Source organism: Sulfurimonas sp. hsl 1-7 (assembly GCF_030577135.1).
GTDB lineage: Bacteria > Campylobacterota > Campylobacteria > Campylobacterales > Sulfurimonadaceae > Sulfurimonas > Sulfurimonas microaerophilus.
Genome location: NZ_JAUIRR010000001.1, coordinates 174,523 through 198,778 on the forward strand (window position 1 = coordinate 174,523; position 24,256 = coordinate 198,778).

Consider the following 24,256-nt stretch of genomic DNA (forward strand, 5'->3'; position numbering starts at 1 on the left):
TAAATCCCTTTTGATATAATGCCACAATTATAACATAGTGCACATAAAGGAGTATAATGATTTTACACCAGCCGGAATCTGGATATTGCTACAACAGTGATTCTCTCTTCTTATACGATTTTATCGATAGTTTCAATCCTAAAGGGAGAGTCTTGGATGTTGGTGCAGGGTGTGGAATTGTTGGTCTTTTAGTTGCACGTGATAATGAAAAAGTTATTTTAGAAGCTGTTGAGAAACAAGAGGCTTTTGTCTCTTATGCAGAAAAAAATGCGCAAGAAAACGGTATAGAATATAAAGTCTATCATACTGATTTTACATCTTTGGAGGTGGAGGAGAAATATGATTACATCATATCAAACCCACCGTTTTATCCATCGGGTGCTCAAAAAAGTGCGAATGATATGTTGTTTCATGCAAGGTATGACGTAAATTTGCCGATGGAAGTGTTTTTTAAAAAAGTTTCACAACTTTTAAAACCGAAATCTCACTTTATCTTTTGTTACGATGCAACGCAGTTTGGGCGTGTATGTGCAGAGCTTGATAAAGTGAAGATGAGAGTGGTAGATGTACGTTTCGTACATCCAAAAGTAGATCGTGCAGCTTCTATTGTTATGATTCATGCTAGAAACGGTTCAAACTCTTTGATGAAAGTTTGGCCGCCGTTTATCAGTTTTGAGGGTAACGAGCAAAGTGAAGAATCAAAAAAAATTTATAAAAAAGCGTCAACACAGAGTATAAAATGTCAGATATAATAAAACAAGATGGATTCCCTTATGGTTTTACACCCTCAGCGTGTGAAACTTGTGAAGGGAGATGTTGTACGGGTGAGAGTGGATATATCTACGTCACAAAGAGTGAGATATTTGCGATCGCAGATCTTTTAGAGATGGATGTTAATGATTTTGCGATAAAATATCTCTTTAAAAAAGGGTATAAATACTCTATAAAAGAGAAAAAAGTCGGAGACTCTTACGAGTGTGTATTTTACGATAAAGAGTCTAACGGATGTCAGATCTATGAAGCACGTCCAACGCAGTGTAGAACTTTTCCGTTTTGGGATTATTTTAAAACAAGGGTGCAAGAAGTTAAAGATGAGTGCCCAGGGATAGTAGATGTATAAAATTTTTTTGCTTCTGTTTGTTTCAATCTTCTTTATCTCTTGTGCAACAACACACGAGAATAAACTTACACCAAATGAAAAAGCATTTGATGAAGAAGATACCTATATTATGTTCGCTTTACGTGCCGAGCAGGTAAAAAGTTATCAAACAGCAGCTAAACTTTTTGCTCAGTTGTATGACAAGTCACAAAAAAAAGAGTACTTGTATAGATCTGTGCAAAACAGATATCTTGCAAAAGATTACAATACTACTATCGAAATTATCAATCGTTATTTAGAATATGAACCAAACGATCGAAAATTGCAAAGATATAAGATAGGTTCTCTTGCGGAATCCGGAAATATATCTGAAGCGATCTCGTTAGCACTTCTCCTTTCAAAACAAACACAGCAACCTGATGATTATATCCTCACGGCAGATGTATATATTAAAAACCGTCAGTATGAAGAAGCGTTGCAGTATCTTGAGAGTGCTTATGCTAAAGAATATAATGAGAAGATATTAGATAAAATAGCGATCATATTATATGTAAACTTATCACGAAAAAAAGATGCTATAGCAGAGCTTGAAACACATTCAAGGATGCATGGATGTTCAGAACTGATTTGTAACAGACTCATTGGAATCTATAGTAATGAAAATGATATTGATGGATTATTGAGCGTATATAAACGTAAGTACTCTTTAGACAAAGAGAGTGAAGTAGCTAAAAAAATTATTCAGATATACGGTTATACAAGAGATTATGTTAAGTTGATGAACTTTTTGGAAGAGAGTGGTGAAGATGAGGAACTTTTACTACAACTTTATCTTTCGGCAAAAGATTTTAAAAAAGCATATCTTTTAGCTTCTAAACTCTATAAGAAAGAGAACTCTTTAGAGTATCTTGGTCAAAGTGCAATTTATGAGTATGAAGCAAATAAAGCAGACCTCAATAAAAAAGTTTTGAAGAGTGTAGTCTCTAAGTTAACTAAAGTGGTAGCGAATAAAAATGACACTCTTTATAAAAACTATCTTGGATATATCTTGATAGACCATGAGATAGATATTAAAAAAGGTATGAAGTATATCCGAGAAGTATTAAAAGTAAAACCGAAATCGGGATACTATTTAGACTCATTGGCATGGGGGTACTACAAACTTGGGCAATGTAAAAAAGCCAAAAAGTTAATGCTTAAGGTGAAAACTTTGGAGGGTGGAGATGATCCTGAAGTGGATCTGCACATGAAAAAGATAAATGAATGTTTAAAAAAACAAATTTTGAAGAGGAAAAAATAAAGAATGATTTTAGATGATATTATCAAAAAAACAAAAGAAGATTTAGAAAAAAGGGAAAAAGAGTTCTCTATGGATTGGTTAGGACGCTCATTGGCGTTTAATGCTAGACAACCAAGAGATGTTTTCCCATACCTTACTGCAACTGAGGAAGATCCGTATAGAATTATCTCCGAAGTAAAAAAAGCTTCTCCGTCTAAAGGTGTTATTCGCGAAGACTTCGATCCTTTAGCTATAGCTCAGGCATATGAGAGAGGGGGAGCTAGTGCTATCTCTGTACTTACCGAACCACACTTCTTCCAAGGAAGTTTAGATTATTTAGCTGGTATTAGAAGATATGTAGGGATTCCACTACTTAGAAAAGATTTTATTGTTTCAAAATATCAGATTTTAGAAGCGATGGTGTACGGGGCTGACTTTATCCTTTTAATTGCAGCTGCACTGTCTAAAAAAGAGTTAAAAGAGCTTTTAGCATACACAAGACACCTTGGTATGGAAGCGTTAGTTGAGGTTCATGATAAATCGGATCTTGTAAAAGCTATCTATGCGGGAAGTGATATCATCGGTATTAATCATAGAAACCTGCAAACTTTTGAGATGGATATGGAGCTTTCTTACAAACTTATTCCATTGATTCCAAACGGTAAAGTGATTGTAGCTGAGAGCGGTATCTATGAACACGGTCAGTTAGAAGATCTTAGCAAAGCTGGTGTAGATGCTTTCTTAGTTGGTGAGTCTTTAATGCGTCAAGATGATGAAGAGGCAGCTCTAAAAACACTTAAGTACGGTAGTACAGGAAAATAGTTTTGCAAATTATTGAATTATTTAAGTACCTGATCAATTCAAAAAGTGAAACTCCGGATGACGGTGGCTTATTACTTTTTATTGAAGATTACTTACCTGGTTTTACAGCTGTTAGAGTTGACGTCGAAGATGTAAAAAATCTTTTTATTTATAAAAAGTTCGGGGATGGCGATCATCTTTGTTTTGCAGGGCATGTAGATGTGGTTCCGGCAGGAAAAGGTTGGGATAGCGATCCTTATCAAGCTATGGAAAAAGACGGTTACATTTACGGTCGCGGTACACAAGATATGAAAAGCGGAGTAGCGGCATTTACACAGGCTGTAAATGAAGCAAGTAGTTTTAACGGGACACTTTCTCTGTTACTTACATCTGATGAAGAGGGTGATGCAATCAACGGAACCGTGAAAGTGTTGGAGTACCTAAGAGAAAAAGAGATGCTACCCGATTATTGTGTTGTAGCCGAACCGACATGTGAAGAGAACTTTGGAGATGCTATTAAAGTAGGGCGTCGCGGTTCGATCAACGGATACATCACTATTAAAGGGAAGCAGGGTCATGCCGCTTATCCTGAAAAAGCGATCAATCCGATTCATCAAATCTCACGTGTACTCGGTGAGATGGCCGGAGTAGATTTAGATAACGGTGATGAGCATTTTGCTCCTTCAAAGTTTGTAGTAACAGATATAAGAGCAGGTATGCAGGTTACAAATGTAACTCCAAATGAGCTTAATATGATGTTTAATGTAAGAAACAACACAAAAACAACTCAAGAAGAGATCAAAGCATTTGTAGAAAAATATTTAGGGGAACTTGATTACGAGCTCAGACTTACTCAAGGCTCTTATCCGTTTAAAACAGATACCGATACAAAAATTGTAAAGAAGATAGATCAAGCTATAGAAAATGTAACATCTATAAAGCCTAAACATTCAACGGCAGGCGGAACAAGTGATGCACGTTTTATCTCTGCGTTTGGAGTTGATGTGGTAGAATTTGGTGTCAAAAATGACACTATTCACTCAGTAAATGAAAGAACTTCAAAAAAAGAGGTTGAGGACTTATGTCAAGTTTTCAAAACTTTGATTGAAATATGGGATAAGTAATATGAAAAAAATAGTTTTAATTTTAGCCATAACCTATTCATTATTCGCTTCAGGAATTGACTGGCCACATGATTATAAACAAGCATTGGTAGAGGCAAAAAAATCAAATAAGCTTGTGTATGTACTTTTAACATCGGATAATTGTAGATGGTGTAGAAGATTTGAGAACACAACTCTTCAAGAAAAAGCTATACAAGAGAGATTGGCACAAGAGTTTATTGTTGTTCATATCTCCAGAGATCGTGATTTTGTACCAAAGAATTTTGAAACAACACCGGTTCCGAGACACTATTTTGTAAATAGCGACGGAGAGATTGTATATGAATCTTTAGGACACCGTGGTGTTGAATGTTTTGAAGCATTCATGGACGGTGCTCAAGATGAGATAAAAGTAAATAAATAAGGAGAAAAATAAATGAAATTTGTACAAACTAATAATGCACCTTCAGCGATAGGACCATACTCTCAAGCAGTAGCGGTAAACGGTATGGTTTACACTTCAGGGCAGATAGCCCTTAAACCGGATGGGAGTGATGAACTACTCAAAGAAGATGTAGTGGTTCAAGCTGTTCAGGTACTAAGAAACCTAGAGGCAGTTTTAACTGAAGCAGGAAGTGCTATGGATAAAGTTATTAAAACAACAATCTTTTTAGCAGATATGGATGACTTTGTAACAGTAAATGAGATCTATGCGGAAGCTTTCGGTACTCATAAACCGGCACGCTCAACAGTTGCGGTAAAAACTTTACCAAAAAACGCACTTGTTGAGATAGATGCTATAGCTTTATTAAACGATTAAACTAAACTTAAAGCTTAGTTGGGTATAATTCCGCACTTTTTGTAGAAATACATATATATAATTTAAGGACCATAGATGTACGCAATTATTAAAAATGGTGGTAAGCAATATAAAGTTCAAGAGGGTGATGTTCTAGATTTTGACAGAATGTCTCTTGAGCCAGAAGCTACTATTGAGATCAAAGAAGTTTTAGCAGTAAATGCTGGTGAGCTTAAAGTTGGAGCTCCATATGTAGATGGCGCTGTTGTAACTGCTGAGGTAATTAGTGAAGGTCGTGACAAAAAAGTTATCACTTTCAAAAAACGTCGTCGTAAAGACAGTAAAGTAAAACGTGGTTTCAGAAGAGATCACACTCGTGTTCGTATCACGAAAATCGCTGCATAAGCTTTAAACTAATAGAGGAGACGCAAGATGGCACATAAGAAAGGTCAGGGTAGTACACAGAATAACCGTGATTCAGCAGGTCGTAGACTTGGTGTAAAAAAATTTGGTGGTGAAAGTGTTGTTGCTGGTAACATCATTATTCGTCAAAGAGGAACAAAAGTTCACCCAGGTAAAAACGTAGGTATGGGTAAAGATCACACTATCTATGCTTTAGTTGACGGTGTTGTTACTTTTGAAAGAAAAGATAAGAAACGTAAACAAGTTTCTATCGTTCCTGCTGCATAATTCTACTTTTAATATTTGAGCTTCGGCTCAGATATTTTTTTAACTTCGGAAAATTTTCCAAAATACTCAAATTTAAAATATTTAATAATCTACTTTATAAACGTTTAGTGTATTGTTAAGTATTCGTTGGTTAATATTTGAAAAAAATATTGACTTTTTAAAACTAAATATTAATATTAGGAGTTCACTTGTTCACAGATAGTGTCGAATTAACAGTCTCATCGGGAAAAGGTGGTATGGGTTGTGTAGCTTTTCGTCGTGAAAAGTTTGTACTAAACGGTGGTCCAAACGGTGGTGACGGTGGAAAAGGTGGAGACATCTGGTTCAAGTGTGATAACAATACACACACACTTTCCCATTTTCAGAGAAAAATGCATATAAAAGCAGATAACGGTCGTCCGGGTGAAGGCTCAAATATGACGGGAAAATCTGGTGCCAAAAAGATTATTATTGTACCGCCGGGGACACAAGTTGTTGACACAGAAACAGGTGAAGTACTTCTTGACCTTGTAAAAGACGGTGAAGAGTTTAGATTTTTAGAAGGTGGAAAAGGTGGACTTGGTAATACACACTTTAAATCACCGACAAATCAAAGACCGACATATGCACAGCCTGGACAAAAGGGTGAAACTCGTTCTATAAAACTAGAGTTAAAACTGATCGCTGATGTTGGACTTGTAGGATTCCCTAATGTTGGAAAATCTACTTTAATCTCAACTGTATCAAACGCACGTCCAGAGATCGCAAACTATGAATTTACGACATTGACACCAAAACTGGGTCAAGTAAACATTGGTGATTATGAGTCGTTTGTTATGGCAGATATTCCTGGAATTATCGGTGGGGCTCATGAGGGGAAAGGTTTAGGGATTCAGTTCTTACGTCATATTGAAAGAACTAAAACACTTCTGTTTATGATTGATCTTGCTTCATACAGAGACTTAAAAGAGCAGATCGATGTTTTACGTCAAGAAGTGGCAGCATTTTCTGAAAAACTCGGTACTTCAAAATATGCTATCGCATTAACACGTGTAGATATTATTGCTCCGGATGATGTGAATGAACTTGTAAGTAGTTTTATAAAAATGATGGATCTTGAACCTAGTAAACATAGTGAATTTGATTTTGATAAAAACTTACCGTATTATATTCAAGAAACTGTTGATGAAACATTAGGGTACGATAGAGAAAAACCATACTTTATTTTACCGATATCTTCAGCAATCAATAAAAATATAGAGGGTTTAAAATACGCTCTATTTAATCTTGTACAAAGTGATAGAAAAGAGTAATGAAACGAATTGTAGTTAAGGTTGGTAGTGCAGTTTTAACACAAGATGGTGAAATCGCATTAAATAGAATGAAAGCTTTAGTTGCTTTTTTAGCGGAATTAAAAAAAGAGCATGAAGTAATTTTAGTCTCATCGGGTGCTGTTGCAGGCGGGTATACAAAACTAAAACTAGACAGATCTGTTTTGGCAAATAAACAAGCTCTTGCTGCGATAGGGCAGCCTGTACTCTTACAAAGATATGCACATAAATTTGAAAAGTACGGAATTATCACGGCACAAGTTTTAGTTACGGCTGCAAACTTGTCTCGTGAAAGTGAGATACAAAAAATTAAAAACACTGTTGATACATTAATAGCAAACGATGTCATTCCAATCGTGAATGAAAATGATGCTACAGCAACAGAGGAGCTTGAAGTAGGGGATAATGACCAACTATCAGCTTATATGACAAAACATACAAATTCAGATATGTTAATTATCCTTTCTGATATAGATGCATATTATGACAAAGACCCTAGAAAACATGATGATGCACAAAAACTAAAAGTTGTTCATGATATATCTGAAGAAGAATTGACAAAAGATGTAACACCAAACAATATTTTTGCAACGGGTGGCATAGTGACTAAACTTAAAGCTGCCTCTTATCTGCTAAACAGTGATATAGATATGTTTTTAGCAAGTGGGTTTGATCTTGGTGACGTTAAAAATTTTATGCTTGAAAAAAATCATATCGGTGGAACTTTATTTACAAAAGGTATATAATGAATGTAATTTTTATGGGAACGCCATCTTATGCAGATGAGATTCTTAAAGAGCTTATTGCTGATCAAGAGATTAATGTAGTAGCTGTATATACACAACCCGATAAACCGGTTGGTAGAAAAAAAGTTTTAACGCCCCCACCTGTAAAAGTTACAGCTGAACAAGCAGCTATTGATGTATATCAACCGACACGCTTAAGAGATGAAGAAACAGTAGAAGAGCTTTTAAAAATAGAATGTGATTACATAGTTGTCGCTGCTTATGGTCAGATACTTCCTAAAGCAGTTTTAGAACATGCTCCATGCATCAATCTACATGCTTCAATACTTCCACAGTACAGAGGTGCAAGTCCAATTCAACAAACCCTTTTAAACGGTGACAATAAAACAGGTGTTACTGCTATGCTTATGGATGAGGGGCTAGATACCGGAGATATTATCAAGATTGAAGAGATCGAAGTACCCGCTGATGAGATGGTAGAAACACTTTTTGAGCGATTAACTGAGACAGCAACCTCTTTAACTATAGATGTGTTAAAAAACTTTGAGAACTACCCAGCTGTAAAACAGGATGAATCACTTTCAACACACTGTACGAAAATTACAAAGGCTGAGGGAGAAGTCATTTTTGATGATGCACAAGTACTTTATAATAAATATCGTGCATTTACACCATGGCCGGGGATCTATTTAGAGAGTGGATTAAAACTCAAAAATCTTTCTTTAGTTGAAATAGAATCAACAAACGATTCAGGAAAAATATTAGAAGTTAAAAAAGAGAGCATTATTGTAGGATGTACTAAAGGTTCTTTAGAGATATTCAGTGTACAACCTCAGTCAAAAAAAGAGATGAGCGTAATCTCTTACATTAACGGTCAAAGGATAGGTGTTGAAGATACTTTATCTTGATGAAGTTGACTCTACACAAAAATATTTAAAAAAACTAATACAAAATTCTACACCTGATTTACCTATAGCAGTTTCATCTGAGAGCCAGACTAACGGTATAGGAAGTCGTAACAATTCATGGAGCGGTATTTCAGGCAATCTATTTCTCTCTTTTGCTCTTCCTTTTAAAGAGTTGCCGAATGATCTAAAACTTGAATCTGCTTCTATCTACTTTGCTTATCTTTTAAAAGAAACATTAGCCGAAAGTGGTTCAAAAGTATTTATAAAATGGCCTAATGATTTTTATCTCAATGAAAAAAAAATCGGGGGAATGATTACAACTATTGTAGAAGATTACTTGATTTGCGGTGTAGGATTAAACTTAGTGGCAGCACCGCAAGGGTTTGAAAAAATCGACATAAAGATAGAGAAAAAAGTGTTGCTTGAAAACTATTTCAAAAAAGTTGAAAAAAAAGTTTTATGGAAGAAAGTTTTTAGCAAATATAGGTTAGAATTTCACAAGAATAATAAATTTTTTGTGCATGTAAATGAGAAAAAAGTTTCTTTAAGTAATGCCATACTTGAAGCTGATGGAAGTTTAAATATTGATGGTGAGAGGATATACAGTCTAAGATGAGTGAAGTAATAGTAATAGCAAATCAAAAGGGTGGGGTTGGAAAAACTACAACTGCAGTAAATCTTGCAGCTTCACTCGCTGTTGCTGAAAAAAAAGTTTTATTGATCGACTCTGATCCTCAAGCAAATGCAACAACATCATTAGGGTTTCATAGAAATGATTATGAGTTTAATATTTATCATGTGCTTATTGGTGCAAAGAAACTCAAAGATATCATTTTAAAATCTGATCTTCCAACTTTACATCTTGCTCCTTCTAACATTGGTTTAGTTGGAATAGAGAAAGAGTACTATGATGCTGATAAAGCAAGAGGACGTGAGCTTGTTCTTAAAAAAGCTATCGCTCATGTTAAAAAAGATTATGACTATATTATTATAGATTCACCACCGGCACTTGGACCGATGACAATCAATGCACTTTCAGCATCAAACTCTGTAATTATTCCGATTCAATGTGAATTTTTTGCATTGGAAGGTTTGGCACAGTTATTAAATACTATTAAACTGGTAAGAAAATCAATCAATCCTAAGTTGAATATCAAAGGTTTCGTACCGACAATGTATTCATCGCAAAACAACTTGTCAAAACAAGTATTTGCAGACCTAAAACAACATTTTAAAGGGAAACTTTTTACTGATGATGAAAGTAAATATATAGTAGTTCCGAGAAATGTAAAACTGGCAGAGTCTCCATCGTTTGGAAAGCCTGCAATTTTATATGATGTAAAATCAATAGGTTCAATTGCATACCAAAATTTAGCGCAAGCAATAATAAAATAGAAAAAAGGGGAGTTCAAAAGTGAAAAGTCAAAAACTTGGTCGTGGATTAGATGCACTTTTAGGAGAGATAGATGAAGCTTATGAGAATGAAGGTTCTCATAGAGATGCAATCTTAGAAATTCCTGTTAAAAGTATCCGTCCTAATCCTTACCAACCAAGAAAACATTTTGATGAAGATGCTTTACATGAACTTGCCGATTCTATTAAAAACGATGGATTAATTCAACCAATCGTAGTAAAAGAAGATGATTTAGAAGGATATGTTCTTATTGCAGGAGAGAGACGTTTCCGTGCTTCCAAACTTGCAAAAATGAAAGAGATTAAAGCGATTATCTTAAATTCTGATGAATATAAAATGCGTAAGTTTGCTCTTATTGAAAATATTCAACGTGAAGAGCTTAACTCTGTAGAACTAGCAGAAGCTTACGGAGAACTTTTAAAACTTCATGAATTAACACATGATGAACTCTCTGGTATGATCCATAAAAGTAGAGCACATATTACAAATACATTACGTTTGCTGCAACTTTCAAAAAAAACACAAAAAGCTCTTATTGAAAAAAGTATCTCAGCTGGACATGCAAAAGTACTTGTCGGCTTAGATGATAAAGAGCAAGAATTAATTGTAAATTCTATTATCGGTCAGAAATTAAGCGTACGTGAAGTTGAATCTATGATTAAGAATAGAAAGCAAAATTTAGAGAAAAAGCCTACTACAACAGAAAAAATCTCGTATGACTTTTCTAATTTACAAGAAAAATTTGACACGTTTAATTTTAATTATAAAACTTCTGCAAATAAGCTAACTATCGAGTTTTCGTCCGAAGATGAGATTCGTGAATTTTTGTCACATTTATCGTAATTTCTGCAAAAAAAATATTTTTTTTATAAATTTAACTATCCTTTCAATTTAATAATAGTATAATCTCGCAACTTTTAGGAGGTGCTATGTTAGATATAAATCCAATGTTACTTTTGGCTACATTTGTTGTATTTGTTTCGCTTATAGCCGTTCTAAATAGTTGGCTTTATAATCCATTGTTTGGCTTTATGGACAAACGTGATGAAGATATCAAGAAAGACCTTGAAAAAGTAGGTTCGAATGATGCTGAAATCGCTGAGTTACAGGCAAAAGCTCAATCAATCATTATGAACGCTAAACTAGAAGCTGCGGCCCTAAGAGAAAAAGTTATTGCGGATGCTAAAGAGTTAGCAGAGAACAAGTTGGAAGCAAAACGTGCTGAACTTGCAGTAGATTATGTTGAGTTTAAGCAGTCACTTGCTCAATCTCAAGAAGAGTTGACTAAAGAGCTCATGGCTCAAGTTCCAATGTTTAAAGAAGCTGTTACAGCTAAAATAAGTCAAATATAAGGATGTAATGTGAGTAGAATTTTAGTGTTATTACTAATGGTATCAACTTATGCATTAGCATCTGAAGCAGGTCATGAAAGTACTGATATAGTTCAAAGAACTGTTAACTTTTTATTATTTGCTGGACTTATTTGGTACCTTGTAGCAGAACCGGCAAAAAATTACTTCGCTTCAAGAAGTAATGAAATTGCTGATGAATTAAACAAAGTTCAAGAGAAACTTAAAGAATCTGTAGAACTCAAAAAAGAAGCATTGGCTAAAATATCAGAAGCTGAAAAGTTTGCTGAAGATTTGGCTGCCGCGTCTAAAAAAGAGAACAAGATTTTAAACGACAATATTATGTCTCAATGTGATTCTGATCTTGAAGTTATTGCAAAACAACATGAGACGAAAAAAGATTTTGAAACAAGAAATATGGTTGTAGAAGTTGTTGAAGAAGTTATTTCTGAAACATTGAATCAAAGTTCTGAAATTTTTGATAGAGAAGCTATGGCTAACGTTATTTTAAAGAAGGTGGCATAGTAGATGGAAGAATTAATAGCAAAAAGATATGTTAAAGCCTTAAAAGATGGCGTTGATTTAGCATCTATAGAAGCAATTAGCGATGTTTTTTCTGCTTTATCTGATTCTTTTAAAGATGATAAATTTATCAAAATTGTTACTAACCCAGATGTAACAATTGAAGATAAATCTAATATCTTATTAGAAGCGGTAAAACCAGCAAACTCTGAAAAACTGAATAATTTTGTAAAACTTCTTGTTGAAAACAAAAGAATCGAAGTTATTCCGGCTATTTCAGTTGAGCTAAAAAAAGATATAGCAAACTCAACGAAAACTTATGAAGGTACTGTTTTTAGCGACAGTGAGTTAGATTCAAAAGTTATCAGTGATTTAAGCAGCGGACTTAGTAAAAAGTTTGACTCTACAATAACTCTTAATTTTGTTAAAAATGACTTTAACGGAATTAAAGTTGCAGTAGACGGACTTGGTGTAGAGATTAATTTTTCTAAAGATAGAATTGATAATCAAATTATTCAACATATAATTAAAGCAATTTAACTTCAAGAGAGGAGAAAAATAGTGGTAGCAAAAATCCAAGCTGATGAGATCAGCTCAATAATTAAAGAACGTATCGACAACTTTGAATTAAGTGTTGATATAAATGAAACAGGTAAGATTGTTTCTTATGCTGACGGTGTTGCAAAAGTTTACGGACTAAGCAATGTAATGGCAGGAGAAATGGTTGAATTCGAAGACGGTACTAGAGGTTTAGTAATGAACCTTGAGGAAGCAAGTGTAGGTGTTGTTATCCTTGGTTCTGGTGACAATCTTCGTGAAGGTATGAGTGTTAAGCGTCTTGGTAAACTTCTTCGTGTACCTGTAGGTGATGCTCTTCTTGGTCGTGTAGTTAATGCTCTTGGTGAGCCAATTGACGGTAAAGGTCCAATCGAAGCAACTGAAACTCGTTTCGTTGAAGAAAAAGCTCCTGGTATCATGGAAAGAAAATCTGTACATGAGCCTTTAGCAACTGGTATCAAAGCTATTGATGCACTAGTGCCAATCGGTCGTGGTCAACGTGAGCTTATCATCGGTGATAGACAAACTGGTAAAACTACAGTTGCTGTAGATACTATTATCAACCAAAAAGGTAATGGTGTTGTTTGTGTATACGTAGCAGTAGGTCAAAAAGAATCAACTGTAGCACAAATTGTTCGTCGTTTAGAAGAGCACGGTGCAATGGAATATACAATTATCGTATCTGCAACTGCTGCTGAAGCTGCTGCACTTCAATTCTTAGCTCCATATACTGGTGTTACAATGGGTGAATATTTCCGTGACAATGCTCGTCATGGTCTTATCGTATACGATGATTTATCTAAGCATGCGGTAGCTTACCGTGAAATGTCACTTATCCTTCGTCGTCCTCCAGGTCGTGAAGCATACCCAGGTGATGTTTTCTATGTACACTCTCGTTTACTTGAGCGTGCTGCTAAACTTTCTGATGAAGAGGGTGCAGGTTCTTTAACTGCTCTTCCTATCATTGAGACTCAAGCTGGTGATGTTGCTGCATATATCCCAACTAACGTTATCTCAATTACAGATGGTCAAATCTTCCTAGAAACAGACCTATTCAACTCAGGTGTACGTCCGGCGATTAACGTTGGTCTTTCTGTATCTCGTGTTGGTGGTGCTGCTCAAATTAAAGCTACTAAGCAAGTTGCTGGTACTTTAAGACTTGACCTTGCTCAATACCGTGAGCTTCAAGCATTTGCTCAATTCGCATCTGATCTTGATGAAGTTTCTCGTAAACAACTAGAGCGTGGACAAAGAATGGTAGAGGTACTTAAACAACCACCATACTCTCCACTTTCAGCTGAGAAGCAAGCAGCAATTATTTTCGCTGGTAACGCAGGTTTCTTAGATGATATGGACGCATCAGATGTTGTACGTTTTGAAGCTGAAATGTATCCATTTATTGAAGCATCTTATCCACAAATTTTAGAGAACATTAGCAGCTCTAAGAAAATTGATGATGACACAGATGCATTACTTAAAAAAGCACTTGAAGAGTTCAAAGCTAGCTTTATAGCGTCATAAGGGATACTTAATGGCAAACTTGAAAGATATTCAAAGAAAAATTAAGAGTGTATCAAGCACTCAAAAGACGACACGTGCGATGAAGTTAGTTTCAACGGCTAAACTTCGCCGTGCTGAAGAGCTTGCAAAACGCTCACGTCTTTATGCGGAGAAAATGAATCAGGTTATTGCCGAAATTGCTGGACGCATTAGTTGTAGTAAAGTTGGAGGATTAGACAATCGTTTCTTCGAAACAATTGAAAATCCAAAGATGGTTGACATCGTGTTTATCACTGCGGATAAAGGTTTATGTGGTGGTTTTAATATTCAAACTATTAAAGCTGTAAATAAACTGCTTCGCGAGTATAAAGAACAAAATGTTAAAGTGCGTTTACGTGGAATCGGTAAAAAAGGTATTGAATATTTTAATTACAACGAAGTTGAGATGCTTGACTCTGTTGTAGATTTAAGTTCAAAACCTAACAAAGAAAGATCTGATGATTTTATTGAAACTTCTATCATTGATTTTCAAGAAGGGAAGATAGATGCTTTACATGTAGTATATAACGGGTATAAAAATATGATTACTCAAGAGTTACATGTAAATCAAATCTTACCAGTAAATTCTGATGAATTTAATTGTGAAGAGGTTCAAAAGAATTCTACTATAGAAGTTGAAGCAGAAGATGAAGAGAAAATGTTAAACTCTTTAGTGTCTAAATATGTTAGTTATAACATGTACTACTCTTTAATTGACTCAGTTGCTGCTGAACATTCAGCACGTATGCAAGCTATGGATACAGCAACTAACAATGCTAAAGAGATGGTAAAAAGCTTAAATGTTGAATTTAATAAAGCACGTCAAGCTGCTATTACTACTGAACTTATTGAAATTATCAGTGGTGTAGAGAGTATGAAATAATGGAGAAAAATATGATTGGAAAAATTAGCCAGGTAATGGGTCCTGTTGTTGATGTTGATTTTGATGGTTATCTTCCGGTAATAAACGAAGCTATTGAGGTTAATGTTACTGTTGAAGGTAGTGAACATAAATTAGTATTAGAAGTTGCTGCTCACTTAGGTGATGGTCGTGTTAGAACTATTGCTATGGATATGAGTGAAGGTCTTGTACGTGGTATGGATGCAAAAGCTACTGGTGCTCCTATTAAAGTACCAGTTGGTGAAAAAGTTCTTGGACGTATCTTTAACGTTGTTGGTGATACAATTGACGGTGGTGAGCAAGTTGAAGGTGCTCCTGAGTGGTCAATTCACCGTGCTCCACCACCATTAGTTGATCAATCAACTACAACAGAGATGTTTGAAACAGGTATCAAAGTTGTTGACTTATTAGCACCATATGCAAAAGGTGGTAAAGTTGGTCTATTCGGTGGTGCTGGTGTTGGTAAAACAGTTATTATCATGGAGCTTATTCACAATGTTGCTCATGGTCACGACGGTTTATCAGTATTCGCTGGTGTTGGTGAAAGAACACGTGAAGGTAATGACCTTTACTACGAGATGAAAGAATCGAACGTACTTGACAAAGTTGCACTGTGCTACGGTCAAATGAGTGAACCACCAGGAGCACGTAACCGTATCGCTCTTACTGGTCTTACTATGGCTGAGTATTTCCGTGATGAGAAGAAACTTGATGTACTTATGTTCATCGATAACATCTTCCGTTTTGCTCAATCAGGTTCAGAGATGTCTGCACTTCTTGGACGTATCCCTTCAGCTGTTGGTTACCAACCAACTCTTGCTCGTGAAATGGGTGCTTTACAAGATCGTATTACATCAACTAAAAATGGTTCAATTACATCTGTTCAAGCTGTTTACGTACCGGCGGATGACTTAACTGACCCGGCTCCGGCTTCTGTTTTCGCTCACTTAGATGCAACAACAGTTCTTAACCGTAAAATTGCTGAAAAAGGTATCTATCCTGCAGTTGATCCACTAGATTCAACTTCAAGATTACTTGATCCACAAATTTTAGGTGAAGAGCACTATAACGTAGCTCGTGGTGTTCAACAAACACTTCAAAAATATAAAGACCTTCAAGATATCATTGCGATTCTTGGTATGGATGAGCTTTCTGAAGATGACAAAAATGTTGTTGAACGTGCTCGTAAAATTGAGAAATTCCTTTCTCAGCCTTTCTTCGTTGCAGAAGTATTTACAGGTGCTCCTGGTAAATATGTTTCTCTTGAAGATACTATTAAAGGTTTCAAAGGAATCTTAAACGGTGAGTACGATCATATGCCAGAGAACTCTTTCTATATGGTTGGTGGCATGGACGAAGCTATCGAGAAATACGAAAAAAGCAAATAAGCTTTTTTAATATAAAGGACTGTAATGGATAAGTTTAAACTTGAAATCCTAACGCCTAACGGTGAAATCTTTAACGGTGAAGCTGTTAGCGTAGTTCTTCCTGGTATAGAGGGAGAATTCGGTGTTTTAGCTGGCCATGCTGCACTAACAACATTGTTAGAAGCTGGTGTAGTTGATGTCGAAAAAGAGGATAAATCAGTCGAATCTATTGTTATTAACTGGGGCGTTGCTCATGTTAATGAAGAAAAAGTTGTTGTTTTAGTTGAAGGTGCTGCAGCTATTCGTGGTGAAAACGAATCTGAAATTGCTAATGCTATTGATGCAGCGAAAAAACTTATTAACGAAATTGCAGACTCTAGTGCTGCAATTGCTGCTGTATCAGCTAAAATTGAAACAGCTGCACAAAAGTTACTATAATAGATGATTAACAATATAATAGATTTTTATTTAAAATCTCATCCGGTTACTATTGGAGTACTCGCATTACTTGCAGTATATTTTATAGTTTTAAACTGGGTGTTTTTCTACCGCTATTTTTCTCTTAACACGTGGCTAAAAAATGAAAGTGCTTCACTTGAAGCACTTTTACTTGGTGCCACAAGAGTAAATGAGAACTCTTTTTTAAATAACTTTGTGAAATCAAGTAATTTTATTTCAAAAGAAGTTTTACAATTAGGCCAGTTGGCTGCCACAAAAGAAGCAACAAAAGGTCTTTCTATACTTTCTGTATTTGCTTCAACCACACCGTTTATCGGGCTTTTTGGTACTGTGGTTTCTATCCTTGATACTTTTACGCACATAGGGCAAACAACAGGAAGTATGTCTGTGATCTCAACAGGTGTATCAGATGCATTAATAGCAACAGCTGCAGGTATATTTGTGGCAATATTCTCTTACACATATCACCAAATTTTAAAACGATTATCTTATGATGTTATTAGTCATATACAGATGCAAAGTGATGCACTTTTAGCTCGTAAGGCTTAAGATATGTTATATGATTGGGATGAAAAACCTGAACTTAACATTACGCCACTTGTTGACGTAATGCTTGTTCTTTTAGCAATTTTAATGGTTATTGCTCCAAACATAATCTTTGAGGAAAATATAAAACTTCCTCAGGGTTCTACTACAAAACAGATATCTAAAATTCCACCTGTTCATATTACAATAGATGAAGAAAAAAATATACAGGTGAATAAAGAAAACTTTTTACTTAACGGTTTTCAAGACAATTTTTATCTATATGCAAACAAATTGGATAAAAAAGCAACTGTACTTATCAGTGCAGATGAAAGTTTAGATTATGGTATTGTTATGTCTATATTAGCAGCTGTAAAACAAGCTGGATTTACTGAGGTCTCTTTAGCTACCAATGGTTAGGGACGATAAATATTTTTATATCAGTGGTTTTATATCACTGTCTCTTTTTCTATTTTTTTTCGCTCTTTTTGCGATCCTTCTTTTTAGCGCATCACAAACAAAAAAATACGGTTTAAAAAAAGACAACTATGTCTCTATTTCACTCAATATACCTGTCGTTACAAAGCCTCATACAAAAAAGAAAGTTGAAAAAGCGCCATCAATAGTTACGGAGAGTAATGAAGTGACAAAAGATGTTGATGTAAATGATCTCTTTAGCGATGTATGGACACAGAAGATCGACCATACGCAAACGAAACCTAAAAAAATAAACTCTAAAAGAATACAAGAGATCTCAAAAAGAGTGAAAACAAGTAAAACAAATGAAGTTGAATCTATCTCTGAAAAACTTAAAAGTCTAGATGCTACAAACAATGATCAAGAGCAACAAAGCAGTTCAACTGCGGATGAAGTTAATGAATATTTAGCTAAAATTCAAGCAATAGTTTACGATAATTTCTCTCCCCCTATGAATTCAGAGGGGAATACTGTAAAGATCGTAATAGAACTTGATGCAATCGGTAAAATGTTAGATTTTAGAGTATTAACGTATTCATCTAATGAGGCTTTAAATCAAGAAGCTGATAAGATAAAAATGAGACTTGCTAACATTATGTTTCCTCAAAACCCCGATCATCATTCATTTAGAGCTATTATAAATTTAATTCCAGAAAACAAGGAGTAGTTTTGAAGTTATTATTTTCACTCTTAATTACATTTATATTATCATTTGCAAATGATGCGACAATAGATGTTGTAAAAAAAGTTGATTCTTTACCGTCATTGGCACTAGAAGATGCATCTATAAGTTATGATGACACATTTAAATTACAAGTGTTTAAATCATTGGTAGCTGACTTAAACGTTATATCTATTTTTAATGTTGATAGACACCATAGAATTGCAAGTTTTAATAATACAGATGTATTAGTTGAAAATAAAGATCAAAACTATGTTCTTAGATATATGATGCAAGAAGATGATAACGGGGCATTAAACTTATCTATAAAGCTCTTGAATAAAAATGAAGAAGTGTTTTCCAAGAACTACAAAGTAAGTAAGCAAAATCTGTATGTGTTTATCTCTCATGCTATAGCATATGATATTAACGAGTTTATGGGTGAGCCGTCAGTTGAGTGGATGAAAAGAAAAGTTATTTTTTCTCGTATTGTTGGACCTAAGAAAAGTGAAATAGTAATATCGGATTATACTTTAAGATATCAGCATGTAATCGTTAAGGGTGGTTTTAACGTTTTTCCTAAATGGGCTGATAAAAGACAAAAAGGGTTCTACTATACATCTTTAGATGCAAAACCTACTTTAAAATATGTGGATATTACAACTGCTAAAATAGAGAGTTTGATATCTTCAGACGGTATGTTAGTTTGTTCTGACGTTAGTACTGACGGTAAAACTTTACTATTGACTATGGCACCGAAAGGGCAGCCGGATATCTATACATATAACGTAGATAGCAAAAAATATAAAAGAGTTACAAAATACAGTGGTATTGATGTAAATGCACAATTTATGTCAAGGGATAAAATTGTGTTTATCTCATCACGTCTTGGTTATCCGAATGTTTTTTCAAAAAAACTTAATACTAATGAAGTAGAACAATTAGTTTATTACGGTAAAAATAACTCAGCTTGTAGTGCTCACGGTGAATATGTAGTATATAAAGCGCGTGAAAGTTCAAATAGCTTTAGTGAAAATACATTTAATTTACACCTTATCTCTACAAAATCTGATTTTATTAGACGTTTAACAGCAACCGGGATCAATGAATTTCCTAGATTTTCAAAAGACGGTGATGCTATTATTTTTATTAAAAACTATAAAAACCAAAGTTCGATCGGTATCATTAGATTGAAGTATAATAAAAATTATCTCTTCCCATTAAGATACGGACGTGTTCAATCGATGGATTGGTAACAATTAATATTTTTCTGGTATAATATTTCAAATTATAATTTCGAAGGATTTAAGATATGAAAAGTTTAGTACTTTCTAGCGTTGCTGTAGCACTTTTAGTATTTAGTGGATGTAGTTCAAAAGAGCCTGCTGTTGATTCAAAAGCTCAAGAATCTACTGAAAAAGTTGAAGAGGTGCAAGCACCGGCTACTGAGACTGTTGCAGGAGAGGAAAGTGTTGTAGACTCTAGCACAAATGAAATCTCTAGATTAAGTATGGATGAAGTAGAAAGTAAATTACCAACTATCTATTTTGCTTTTGATAAATTCAATATCTCGACTCAAGCACAAGAGAAAATCGTAACTGCTGCTGAACTTGGTAAAACAGGTGCAAAACCTTACTCTGTAAAATTAGAAGGTAACTGTGATGAGTGGGGAAGCGATGAGTATAACTTTGCTTTAGGTTTAAAACGTACGGAAGCTGTTAAAAACGCTTTAGTTAATGAAGGAATCGATGCATCTCGTATCTCAATGGTAAGTTACGGTGAAAGCAATCCTGTATGTACTGATAAAACTAAAGAGTGCTGGGCACAAAACCGTAGAGTAAACTTTAAACTTCTTCCATAAGTTTTATAGATGAAACGCACTACAATAATTTTATTACTTAGTGCTGCTGCATCTCTTTCTCTCAATTGTGCCGAGCCATCAGCGTTCGGTGCAGGAGATCTTTCAAGCGACAGTCCATACGGGCTTACTCCAGATGAAAAAGTTATATTAGAAACTAAGAAAAAACTTAAAAAAGTTGATCTTAGTACAAAAACTCATGCTTCACAATTGGACTCATTGAGAGAAAGAATTGATGGACTTCAAGATATTATAGAAGCACTAAGTAGAAAATCACATAACAATAAAATCGCATTAAAAGAGTTACAAAATAAAGATAAATTAGATGATGAAAACTCTAATGAATATCAGAAAAGACTCTCTGAAGTAGTACAACAAGATTCACAAAGCATTAAAACTTTACAAGAGCAGGTATTAGAACTATCTAAGCTTGTAGATCAGATAAATGCAAATTATGTTTCTAAACAAGAGTTTAATGATTTGGTAACAGATATTAATGACTTTAAAACTCTTGTAGCTAAAGAGCTAAAAAATGGATCGCACAAAGCTGCAAATACAAAAAAAGTAGCAAGTGCAGAGATTTACAATAGTGCAAAAAAGAATTTTGATAAAAAACTTTATATAAAAGCGATAGAAGAATATACTGAACTTATCGCTAGAAAGTATAAACCTGCATATTCACATTATATGCTGGGAGAGATCTATTATAAACGTAAAGATTACGGTAAAGCGATATCTTATTTTAAGAAATCATCTAATCTTTATGCAAAAGCGTCTTATATGCCAACGTTAATGTTACATACGGCAATATCGATGGAAAAGACGGGGGATAAAGGGCATGCACAATCTTTTTATCAAGCTATAATTAAAAAGTATCCAAATTCAAATGAAGCCAAAGAGGCGAAAAAACTTTTGAATTAATGTTTTTATGTTAAAATCTCGAAATTAATTAAATAAAGGTTATATAATGGCAATCGAAGCAAATCAAATCGTATCTATAGAATATGAAGTACGTGACGGAGATAAAGTAGTAGATAGTAATGTTGGTGCAAACCCATTAGTATTTATGTTTGGAAAAGGGCAAATCATTCCTGGTTTAGAAGATGGAATTAAAGGTATGTCAATCGGTGAAAAAGCTGACGTTCTAGTAAAACCAGCTGATGCATACGGTGAATACAATGCAGAAGCTACACAAGAAGTTCCAAAAGAGCAATTCGCTGGAATCGATTTACAAGAGGGTATGACACTTTACGGTCAAGGTGAAGATGGTTCAACTGTACAAGTTATCGTTAAAGAGATCAAAGATGCAGCTGTAATTATTGACTTTAACCACCCACTAGCTGGAAAAGATTTAATGTTCACTGTAACTATTAACAATATTAGAGAAGCATCTGCTGAAGAAGCTATGACTGGTATTCCAGAAGAAAATAAACCAGCAGAATCAGGATGTTGTGGAACTGGTGGCGGCAGCGGCTGTGGATGTCACTAATTTCGTAACAGCTTCTGAAGCGTCAAGCCAAGCTTTTAAAACAGCAACACTGTTAAAATCGCTTACTATAAACGCCCTTATTATGGGTGAAAATGGTGTAGGTAAAAGAACTTTAGCGTCTTTTATCTTACCAAACGCAACAGCAATAAATGGATCAAATTATGAAGAACTTTTACAAGCAATGGAAAGTTCTAATGAAATAATTATTACAGATATTGATACCTTCCCAAATATAAAACTTTTAATTGATACTATAAAAACAAACAAGGTCAGAGTTATTGCGACATCTAAACAGTCGTTTAGTAATGAATATCTTGATGATATATTTAGTGTAAAATTTGACATTCCTCCGTTATCGGCAAGAGAGGAAGATGTTCAAGAACTAATAGAAGTTTTTGTAAAAGATGCAGTAAAGTTATTTGGTGGTGAAAATAAGTTTAATATTAAAGACTTTAAACCGGATTTATCAGATAATGCTAATTCGTTAAGAAGACAAGTGATGATAAGTTACCTATTACAAGATATTGACGATAAAGAGTTGATGGATATTATAGAAAACTATCTGTTTGACAAATTAGGTTCAAACAGTGATTATAGAAACTATTTATATCTCTATGAAGTTCCTTTAATTCGAGCAGGGTTAACAAAATTTAAGTCGCAATTACAATTATCTGATAGATTAGGACTAAACAGAAATACATTAAGAAAAAAGATTTCTGATAATAAAGAGTATTTACAAGGAGAAAATGATGAGTAAAATAGCAATGATTTTTGCAGGACAAGGTTCACAAGCAGTTGGTATGGGAAAGGATTTTTATGAAAATTCTGAACTAGCACGTGAAATGTTCGAAAAAGCGGGTGAAAGAATAGGTGTTGATTTTAAAGCTTTAATATTTGAAGAGAATGAAAAGCTAAACGAAACTGCATACACACAACCTGCTATTTTATTAGTGCAAATGATTGCATACAAACTTTTTAAAGAGGTTTGTCCAGACACAAAAGCAGAGCTATTCTTAGGACACTCATTAGGTGAATTTTCAGCTTTATGTGCAAGTGGTGCAATTGACTACGTTGATGCGGTAGAGTTAGTACATAAACGTGGTTCTTTTATGCAAGAAGCATGTAATGAAATAGAAGCCGGTATGATGGCAATAGTTGGATTAGATGACGATGCAGTTGAGAAGATTTGTGCAGATGCACAAGCAGAAGGTAAAAAAGTTTGGCCAGCAAACTATAACCAAGACGGTCAACTAGTTGTTGCCGGATTAAAACCGGATCTTGCTTCATTAGAGCAAACATTTAAAGATGCAGGTGCAAAACGTGCATTACTTTTAAATATGTCTGTAGCATCTCACTGTGATCTTTTATCTCCTGCAGTTGAGAAACTTGGAGCTATTATGGAAACTATGGTAAATGATAGTTTTGAAGCACCAATCATTTCAAATGTTACAACACAACCGTATAGTTCAAAAGAGGAAGCTATAAAACTTTTAAAAGAGCAATTAACATCTCCTGTAAAATATAAGCAATCAATCGAAGCTGTTGCAGGTAACCTTGATATGGCTATCGAATTTGGAAATGGTGTAGTTCTTAAAGGTTTAAATAGAAGAATTGCAAAAGATCTTACAACTCTTAATATCTCTGATATGGCTTCATTAGAGAAAGTTAAAGAGGAAATCTGCTCATAAATGAGAATCACTTTAGCCCAAACATCTCCTAAGCTCAACAGAGGTAACCTACAAGAGGTTATCTCTGTAATAGAGAGCGTAAAAGAGAGCTCAGACCTGATAGTATTTCCCGAGTTAAGTTTAAGCGGCTATATGCTGCAAGACAAACTTTACGAGGATGCATGGAATGAAGATGAGCTTCAACTACTCAAAGATTTAAGTACTAAGATTGACATAGTTGTAGGTGCTGCTTTAAAAGACGGTAACGTTTTTAGAAATACTGCACTGTACTTTAGCGGTGGAGAATTACTCTCTAAACACATTAAAGTGCATTTACCGAACTATGGAATGTTTGAAGAAGCTCGTTATTTTGAAGGCGGAGACAAGTTTGAATCTTTTGAAGTAAATGGTAAAAAAATCTCTATGTTGGTATGTGAAGATGTATGGCATGATAATGTACATAAAGAGATTATCAAAATGGACCCAGATTTTGTTATAACACTTGTTGCATCTCCGGCAAGAGGCTTCAATGATAGTGGATTAGCTATTGAAGATAAATGGTATAAGATTATCAAAACACTCTCTCATGAATCAAACTCAAAGCTTATTTTTGTCAATCGAGTCGGTTTTGAAGATGGTTTAGGTTTTTGGGGTGGAAGTTGTATTGTTGACAACGGCAATATTGTGGCAAAATTGCCAAGATTTATAAAAAGTATAGAAACATTCGAGGTATAA

The 24,256-nt window shown here is 34.6% G+C and carries 32 protein-coding genes; all 32 read left to right on the top strand.

Features of this window, described 5'->3' with window-relative positions; all coding sequences use genetic code 11:
- The first annotated feature begins 56 nt into the window (after window positions 1–56).
- Window positions 57–752: a tRNA1(Val) (adenine(37)-N6)-methyltransferase gene (locus QWY88_RS00835; RefSeq protein WP_304543059.1), complete on the top strand. Its 696-nt coding sequence runs from the start codon at window positions 57–59 to the stop codon at window positions 750–752.
- Window positions 740–1,120: a YkgJ family cysteine cluster protein gene (locus QWY88_RS00840; protein ID WP_304543061.1), complete on the top strand. Its 381-nt coding sequence runs from the start codon at window positions 740–742 to the stop codon at window positions 1,118–1,120. The genes QWY88_RS00835 and QWY88_RS00840 overlap by 13 nt, the downstream gene beginning before the upstream one ends.
- Complete coding sequence (locus QWY88_RS00845) at window positions 1,113–2,399, top strand: tetratricopeptide repeat protein (protein WP_304543063.1); 1,287 nt, start codon at window positions 1,113–1,115, stop codon at window positions 2,397–2,399. Before QWY88_RS00840 ends, QWY88_RS00845 begins: the two co-directional genes overlap by 8 nt.
- Window positions 2,400–2,402: 3 nt before the next feature.
- Window positions 2,403–3,200, top strand: a complete 798-nt coding sequence (trpC, locus tag QWY88_RS00850) for an indole-3-glycerol phosphate synthase TrpC (RefSeq protein WP_304543064.1) — start codon at window positions 2,403–2,405, stop codon at window positions 3,198–3,200.
- A gap of 2 nt (window positions 3,201–3,202) precedes the next feature.
- On the top strand, window positions 3,203–4,303 hold the full coding sequence (gene dapE / locus QWY88_RS00855) for a succinyl-diaminopimelate desuccinylase (RefSeq protein WP_304543066.1): 1,101 nt from the start codon (window positions 3,203–3,205) through the stop codon (window positions 4,301–4,303).
- Window position 4,304: 1 nt separating this feature from the next.
- Window positions 4,305–4,706 carry a thioredoxin family protein gene (locus QWY88_RS00860; protein ID WP_304543070.1) on the top strand — a complete coding sequence of 134 codons (402 nt, stop codon included), beginning with the start codon at window positions 4,305–4,307 and terminating at the stop codon, window positions 4,704–4,706.
- A gap of 12 nt (window positions 4,707–4,718) precedes the next feature.
- A complete protein-coding gene (locus QWY88_RS00865; protein ID WP_304543072.1) occupies window positions 4,719–5,102 on the top strand; it encodes a RidA family protein in 384 nt (127 codons plus the stop codon).
- Between the two features lie 75 nt (window positions 5,103–5,177).
- Complete coding sequence (gene rplU / locus QWY88_RS00870; protein ID WP_304543074.1) at window positions 5,178–5,486, top strand: 50S ribosomal protein L21; 309 nt, start codon at window positions 5,178–5,180, stop codon at window positions 5,484–5,486.
- 27 nt (window positions 5,487–5,513) lie between these two features.
- A complete protein-coding gene (rpmA, locus tag QWY88_RS00875) occupies window positions 5,514–5,771 on the top strand; it encodes a 50S ribosomal protein L27 (RefSeq protein ID WP_304543076.1) in 258 nt (85 codons plus the stop codon).
- Window positions 5,772–5,959: 188 nt separating this feature from the next.
- Entirely contained in the window at window positions 5,960–7,063 is a 1,104-nt protein-coding gene (obgE, locus tag QWY88_RS00880) for a GTPase ObgE (RefSeq protein WP_304543078.1), read from the top strand.
- Window positions 7,063–7,827 (top strand): glutamate 5-kinase, encoded by a 765-nt coding sequence (gene proB / locus QWY88_RS00885; RefSeq protein ID WP_304543080.1) that lies wholly within the window; start codon window positions 7,063–7,065, stop codon window positions 7,825–7,827. The genes obgE and proB overlap by 1 nt, the downstream gene beginning before the upstream one ends.
- The gene (gene fmt, locus QWY88_RS00890) at window positions 7,827–8,735 is read left to right on the top strand and encodes a methionyl-tRNA formyltransferase (protein ID WP_304543082.1); all 909 of its coding nucleotides are present in this window, start codon (window positions 7,827–7,829) and stop codon (window positions 8,733–8,735) included. Before proB ends, fmt begins: the two co-directional genes overlap by 1 nt.
- A complete protein-coding gene (locus tag QWY88_RS00895) occupies window positions 8,716–9,351 on the top strand; it encodes a biotin--[acetyl-CoA-carboxylase] ligase (RefSeq protein ID WP_304543084.1) in 636 nt (211 codons plus the stop codon). Before fmt ends, QWY88_RS00895 begins: the two co-directional genes overlap by 20 nt.
- Window positions 9,348–10,130, top strand: coding sequence for a ParA family protein (locus QWY88_RS00900; RefSeq protein WP_193114408.1), 783 nt, complete (start codon window positions 9,348–9,350; stop codon window positions 10,128–10,130). Before QWY88_RS00895 ends, QWY88_RS00900 begins: the two co-directional genes overlap by 4 nt.
- Before the next feature lie 19 nt (window positions 10,131–10,149).
- Window positions 10,150–10,992, top strand: coding sequence for a ParB/RepB/Spo0J family partition protein (locus QWY88_RS00905; protein ID WP_304543088.1), 843 nt, complete (start codon window positions 10,150–10,152; stop codon window positions 10,990–10,992).
- 104 nt (window positions 10,993–11,096) lie between these two features.
- On the top strand, window positions 11,097–11,501 hold the full coding sequence (locus QWY88_RS00910) for a FoF1 ATP synthase subunit B' (protein ID WP_369811201.1): 405 nt from the start codon (window positions 11,097–11,099) through the stop codon (window positions 11,499–11,501).
- 9 nt (window positions 11,502–11,510) lie between these two features.
- The gene (locus QWY88_RS00915) at window positions 11,511–12,023 is read left to right on the top strand and encodes a F0F1 ATP synthase subunit B (RefSeq protein WP_304543092.1); all 513 of its coding nucleotides are present in this window, start codon (window positions 11,511–11,513) and stop codon (window positions 12,021–12,023) included.
- 3 nt (window positions 12,024–12,026) lie between these two features.
- On the top strand, window positions 12,027–12,560 hold the full coding sequence (locus tag QWY88_RS00920) for a F0F1 ATP synthase subunit delta (protein ID WP_304543094.1): 534 nt from the start codon (window positions 12,027–12,029) through the stop codon (window positions 12,558–12,560).
- A 21-nt stretch (window positions 12,561–12,581) separates the two neighbouring features.
- Window positions 12,582–14,099, top strand: a complete 1,518-nt coding sequence (atpA, locus tag QWY88_RS00925; protein ID WP_304543096.1) for a F0F1 ATP synthase subunit alpha — start codon at window positions 12,582–12,584, stop codon at window positions 14,097–14,099.
- A 10-nt stretch (window positions 14,100–14,109) separates the two neighbouring features.
- Entirely contained in the window at window positions 14,110–15,000 is an 891-nt protein-coding gene (atpG, locus tag QWY88_RS00930) for an ATP synthase F1 subunit gamma (RefSeq protein WP_304543098.1), read from the top strand.
- A gap of 11 nt (window positions 15,001–15,011) precedes the next feature.
- Window positions 15,012–16,406 (top strand): F0F1 ATP synthase subunit beta, encoded by a 1,395-nt coding sequence (gene atpD, locus QWY88_RS00935; protein WP_304543100.1) that lies wholly within the window; start codon window positions 15,012–15,014, stop codon window positions 16,404–16,406.
- Between the two features lie 24 nt (window positions 16,407–16,430).
- Window positions 16,431–16,823, top strand: coding sequence for an ATP synthase F1 subunit epsilon (gene atpC / locus QWY88_RS00940; RefSeq protein ID WP_304543102.1), 393 nt, complete (start codon window positions 16,431–16,433; stop codon window positions 16,821–16,823).
- A 3-nt stretch (window positions 16,824–16,826) separates the two neighbouring features.
- Entirely contained in the window at window positions 16,827–17,393 is a 567-nt protein-coding gene (locus tag QWY88_RS00945; RefSeq protein WP_304543104.1) for a MotA/TolQ/ExbB proton channel family protein, read from the top strand.
- 3 nt (window positions 17,394–17,396) lie between these two features.
- Window positions 17,397–17,789 carry an ExbD/TolR family protein gene (locus tag QWY88_RS00950; RefSeq protein ID WP_304543106.1) on the top strand — a complete coding sequence of 131 codons (393 nt, stop codon included), beginning with the start codon at window positions 17,397–17,399 and terminating at the stop codon, window positions 17,787–17,789.
- Window positions 17,782–18,513: a TonB C-terminal domain-containing protein gene (locus QWY88_RS00955; RefSeq protein ID WP_304543107.1), complete on the top strand. Its 732-nt coding sequence runs from the start codon at window positions 17,782–17,784 to the stop codon at window positions 18,511–18,513. Before QWY88_RS00950 ends, QWY88_RS00955 begins: the two co-directional genes overlap by 8 nt.
- Before the next feature lie 2 nt (window positions 18,514–18,515).
- Window positions 18,516–19,763 (top strand): Tol-Pal system protein TolB, encoded by a 1,248-nt coding sequence (tolB, locus tag QWY88_RS00960; protein ID WP_304543110.1) that lies wholly within the window; start codon window positions 18,516–18,518, stop codon window positions 19,761–19,763.
- 56 nt (window positions 19,764–19,819) lie between these two features.
- Window positions 19,820–20,368: an OmpA family protein gene (locus QWY88_RS00965; RefSeq protein ID WP_304543112.1), complete on the top strand. Its 549-nt coding sequence runs from the start codon at window positions 19,820–19,822 to the stop codon at window positions 20,366–20,368.
- Window positions 20,369–20,377: 9 nt separating this feature from the next.
- Window positions 20,378–21,286: a tetratricopeptide repeat protein gene (locus tag QWY88_RS00970; protein WP_304543116.1), complete on the top strand. Its 909-nt coding sequence runs from the start codon at window positions 20,378–20,380 to the stop codon at window positions 21,284–21,286.
- A 46-nt stretch (window positions 21,287–21,332) separates the two neighbouring features.
- Window positions 21,333–21,854: an FKBP-type peptidyl-prolyl cis-trans isomerase gene (locus QWY88_RS00975; RefSeq protein ID WP_304543118.1), complete on the top strand. Its 522-nt coding sequence runs from the start codon at window positions 21,333–21,335 to the stop codon at window positions 21,852–21,854.
- Entirely contained in the window at window positions 21,817–22,611 is a 795-nt protein-coding gene (locus QWY88_RS00980; protein ID WP_304543120.1) for a DNA-binding transcriptional response regulator, read from the top strand. Before QWY88_RS00975 ends, QWY88_RS00980 begins: the two co-directional genes overlap by 38 nt.
- The gene (gene fabD, locus QWY88_RS00985; RefSeq protein WP_304543122.1) at window positions 22,604–23,542 is read left to right on the top strand and encodes an ACP S-malonyltransferase; all 939 of its coding nucleotides are present in this window, start codon (window positions 22,604–22,606) and stop codon (window positions 23,540–23,542) included. Before QWY88_RS00980 ends, fabD begins: the two co-directional genes overlap by 8 nt.
- Window positions 23,543–24,256, top strand: a complete 714-nt coding sequence (locus QWY88_RS00990) for a nitrilase-related carbon-nitrogen hydrolase (RefSeq protein WP_304543124.1) — start codon at window positions 23,543–23,545, stop codon at window positions 24,254–24,256.

Bases quoted from the DNA above. Each gene is read 5' to 3' on its own strand.
- QWY88_RS00835 (WP_304543059.1), top strand. From the start codon at position 57: ATGATTTTACACCAGCCGGAATCTGGATATTGCTACAACAGTGATTCT.
- QWY88_RS00840 (WP_304543061.1), top strand. From the start codon at position 740: ATGTCAGATATAATAAAACAAGATGGATTCCCTTATGGTTTTACACCC.
- QWY88_RS00845 (WP_304543063.1), top strand. From the start codon at position 1,113: ATGTATAAAATTTTTTTGCTTCTGTTTGTTTCAATCTTCTTTATCTCT.
- trpC (WP_304543064.1), top strand. From the start codon at position 2,403: ATGATTTTAGATGATATTATCAAAAAAACAAAAGAAGATTTAGAAAAA.
- QWY88_RS00860 (WP_304543070.1), top strand. From the start codon at position 4,305: ATGAAAAAAATAGTTTTAATTTTAGCCATAACCTATTCATTATTCGCT.
- QWY88_RS00865 (WP_304543072.1), top strand. From the start codon at position 4,719: ATGAAATTTGTACAAACTAATAATGCACCTTCAGCGATAGGACCATAC.
- rplU (WP_304543074.1), top strand. From the start codon at position 5,178: ATGTACGCAATTATTAAAAATGGTGGTAAGCAATATAAAGTTCAAGAG.
- rpmA (WP_304543076.1), top strand. From the start codon at position 5,514: ATGGCACATAAGAAAGGTCAGGGTAGTACACAGAATAACCGTGATTCA.
- proB (WP_304543080.1), top strand. From the start codon at position 7,063: ATGAAACGAATTGTAGTTAAGGTTGGTAGTGCAGTTTTAACACAAGAT.
- fmt (WP_304543082.1), top strand. From the start codon at position 7,827: ATGAATGTAATTTTTATGGGAACGCCATCTTATGCAGATGAGATTCTT.
- QWY88_RS00900 (WP_193114408.1), top strand. From the start codon at position 9,348: ATGAGTGAAGTAATAGTAATAGCAAATCAAAAGGGTGGGGTTGGAAAA.
- QWY88_RS00910 (WP_369811201.1), top strand. From the start codon at position 11,097: ATGTTACTTTTGGCTACATTTGTTGTATTTGTTTCGCTTATAGCCGTT.
- QWY88_RS00920 (WP_304543094.1), top strand. From the start codon at position 12,027: ATGGAAGAATTAATAGCAAAAAGATATGTTAAAGCCTTAAAAGATGGC.
- atpG (WP_304543098.1), top strand. From the start codon at position 14,110: ATGGCAAACTTGAAAGATATTCAAAGAAAAATTAAGAGTGTATCAAGC.
- atpD (WP_304543100.1), top strand. From the start codon at position 15,012: ATGATTGGAAAAATTAGCCAGGTAATGGGTCCTGTTGTTGATGTTGAT.
- atpC (WP_304543102.1), top strand. From the start codon at position 16,431: ATGGATAAGTTTAAACTTGAAATCCTAACGCCTAACGGTGAAATCTTT.
- QWY88_RS00945 (WP_304543104.1), top strand. From the start codon at position 16,827: ATGATTAACAATATAATAGATTTTTATTTAAAATCTCATCCGGTTACT.
- QWY88_RS00950 (WP_304543106.1), top strand. From the start codon at position 17,397: ATGTTATATGATTGGGATGAAAAACCTGAACTTAACATTACGCCACTT.
- QWY88_RS00955 (WP_304543107.1), top strand. From the start codon at position 17,782: ATGGTTAGGGACGATAAATATTTTTATATCAGTGGTTTTATATCACTG.
- QWY88_RS00965 (WP_304543112.1), top strand. From the start codon at position 19,820: ATGAAAAGTTTAGTACTTTCTAGCGTTGCTGTAGCACTTTTAGTATTT.
- QWY88_RS00970 (WP_304543116.1), top strand. From the start codon at position 20,378: ATGAAACGCACTACAATAATTTTATTACTTAGTGCTGCTGCATCTCTT.
- QWY88_RS00975 (WP_304543118.1), top strand. From the start codon at position 21,333: ATGGCAATCGAAGCAAATCAAATCGTATCTATAGAATATGAAGTACGT.
- fabD (WP_304543122.1), top strand. From the start codon at position 22,604: ATGAGTAAAATAGCAATGATTTTTGCAGGACAAGGTTCACAAGCAGTT.
- QWY88_RS00990 (WP_304543124.1), top strand. From the start codon at position 23,543: ATGAGAATCACTTTAGCCCAAACATCTCCTAAGCTCAACAGAGGTAAC.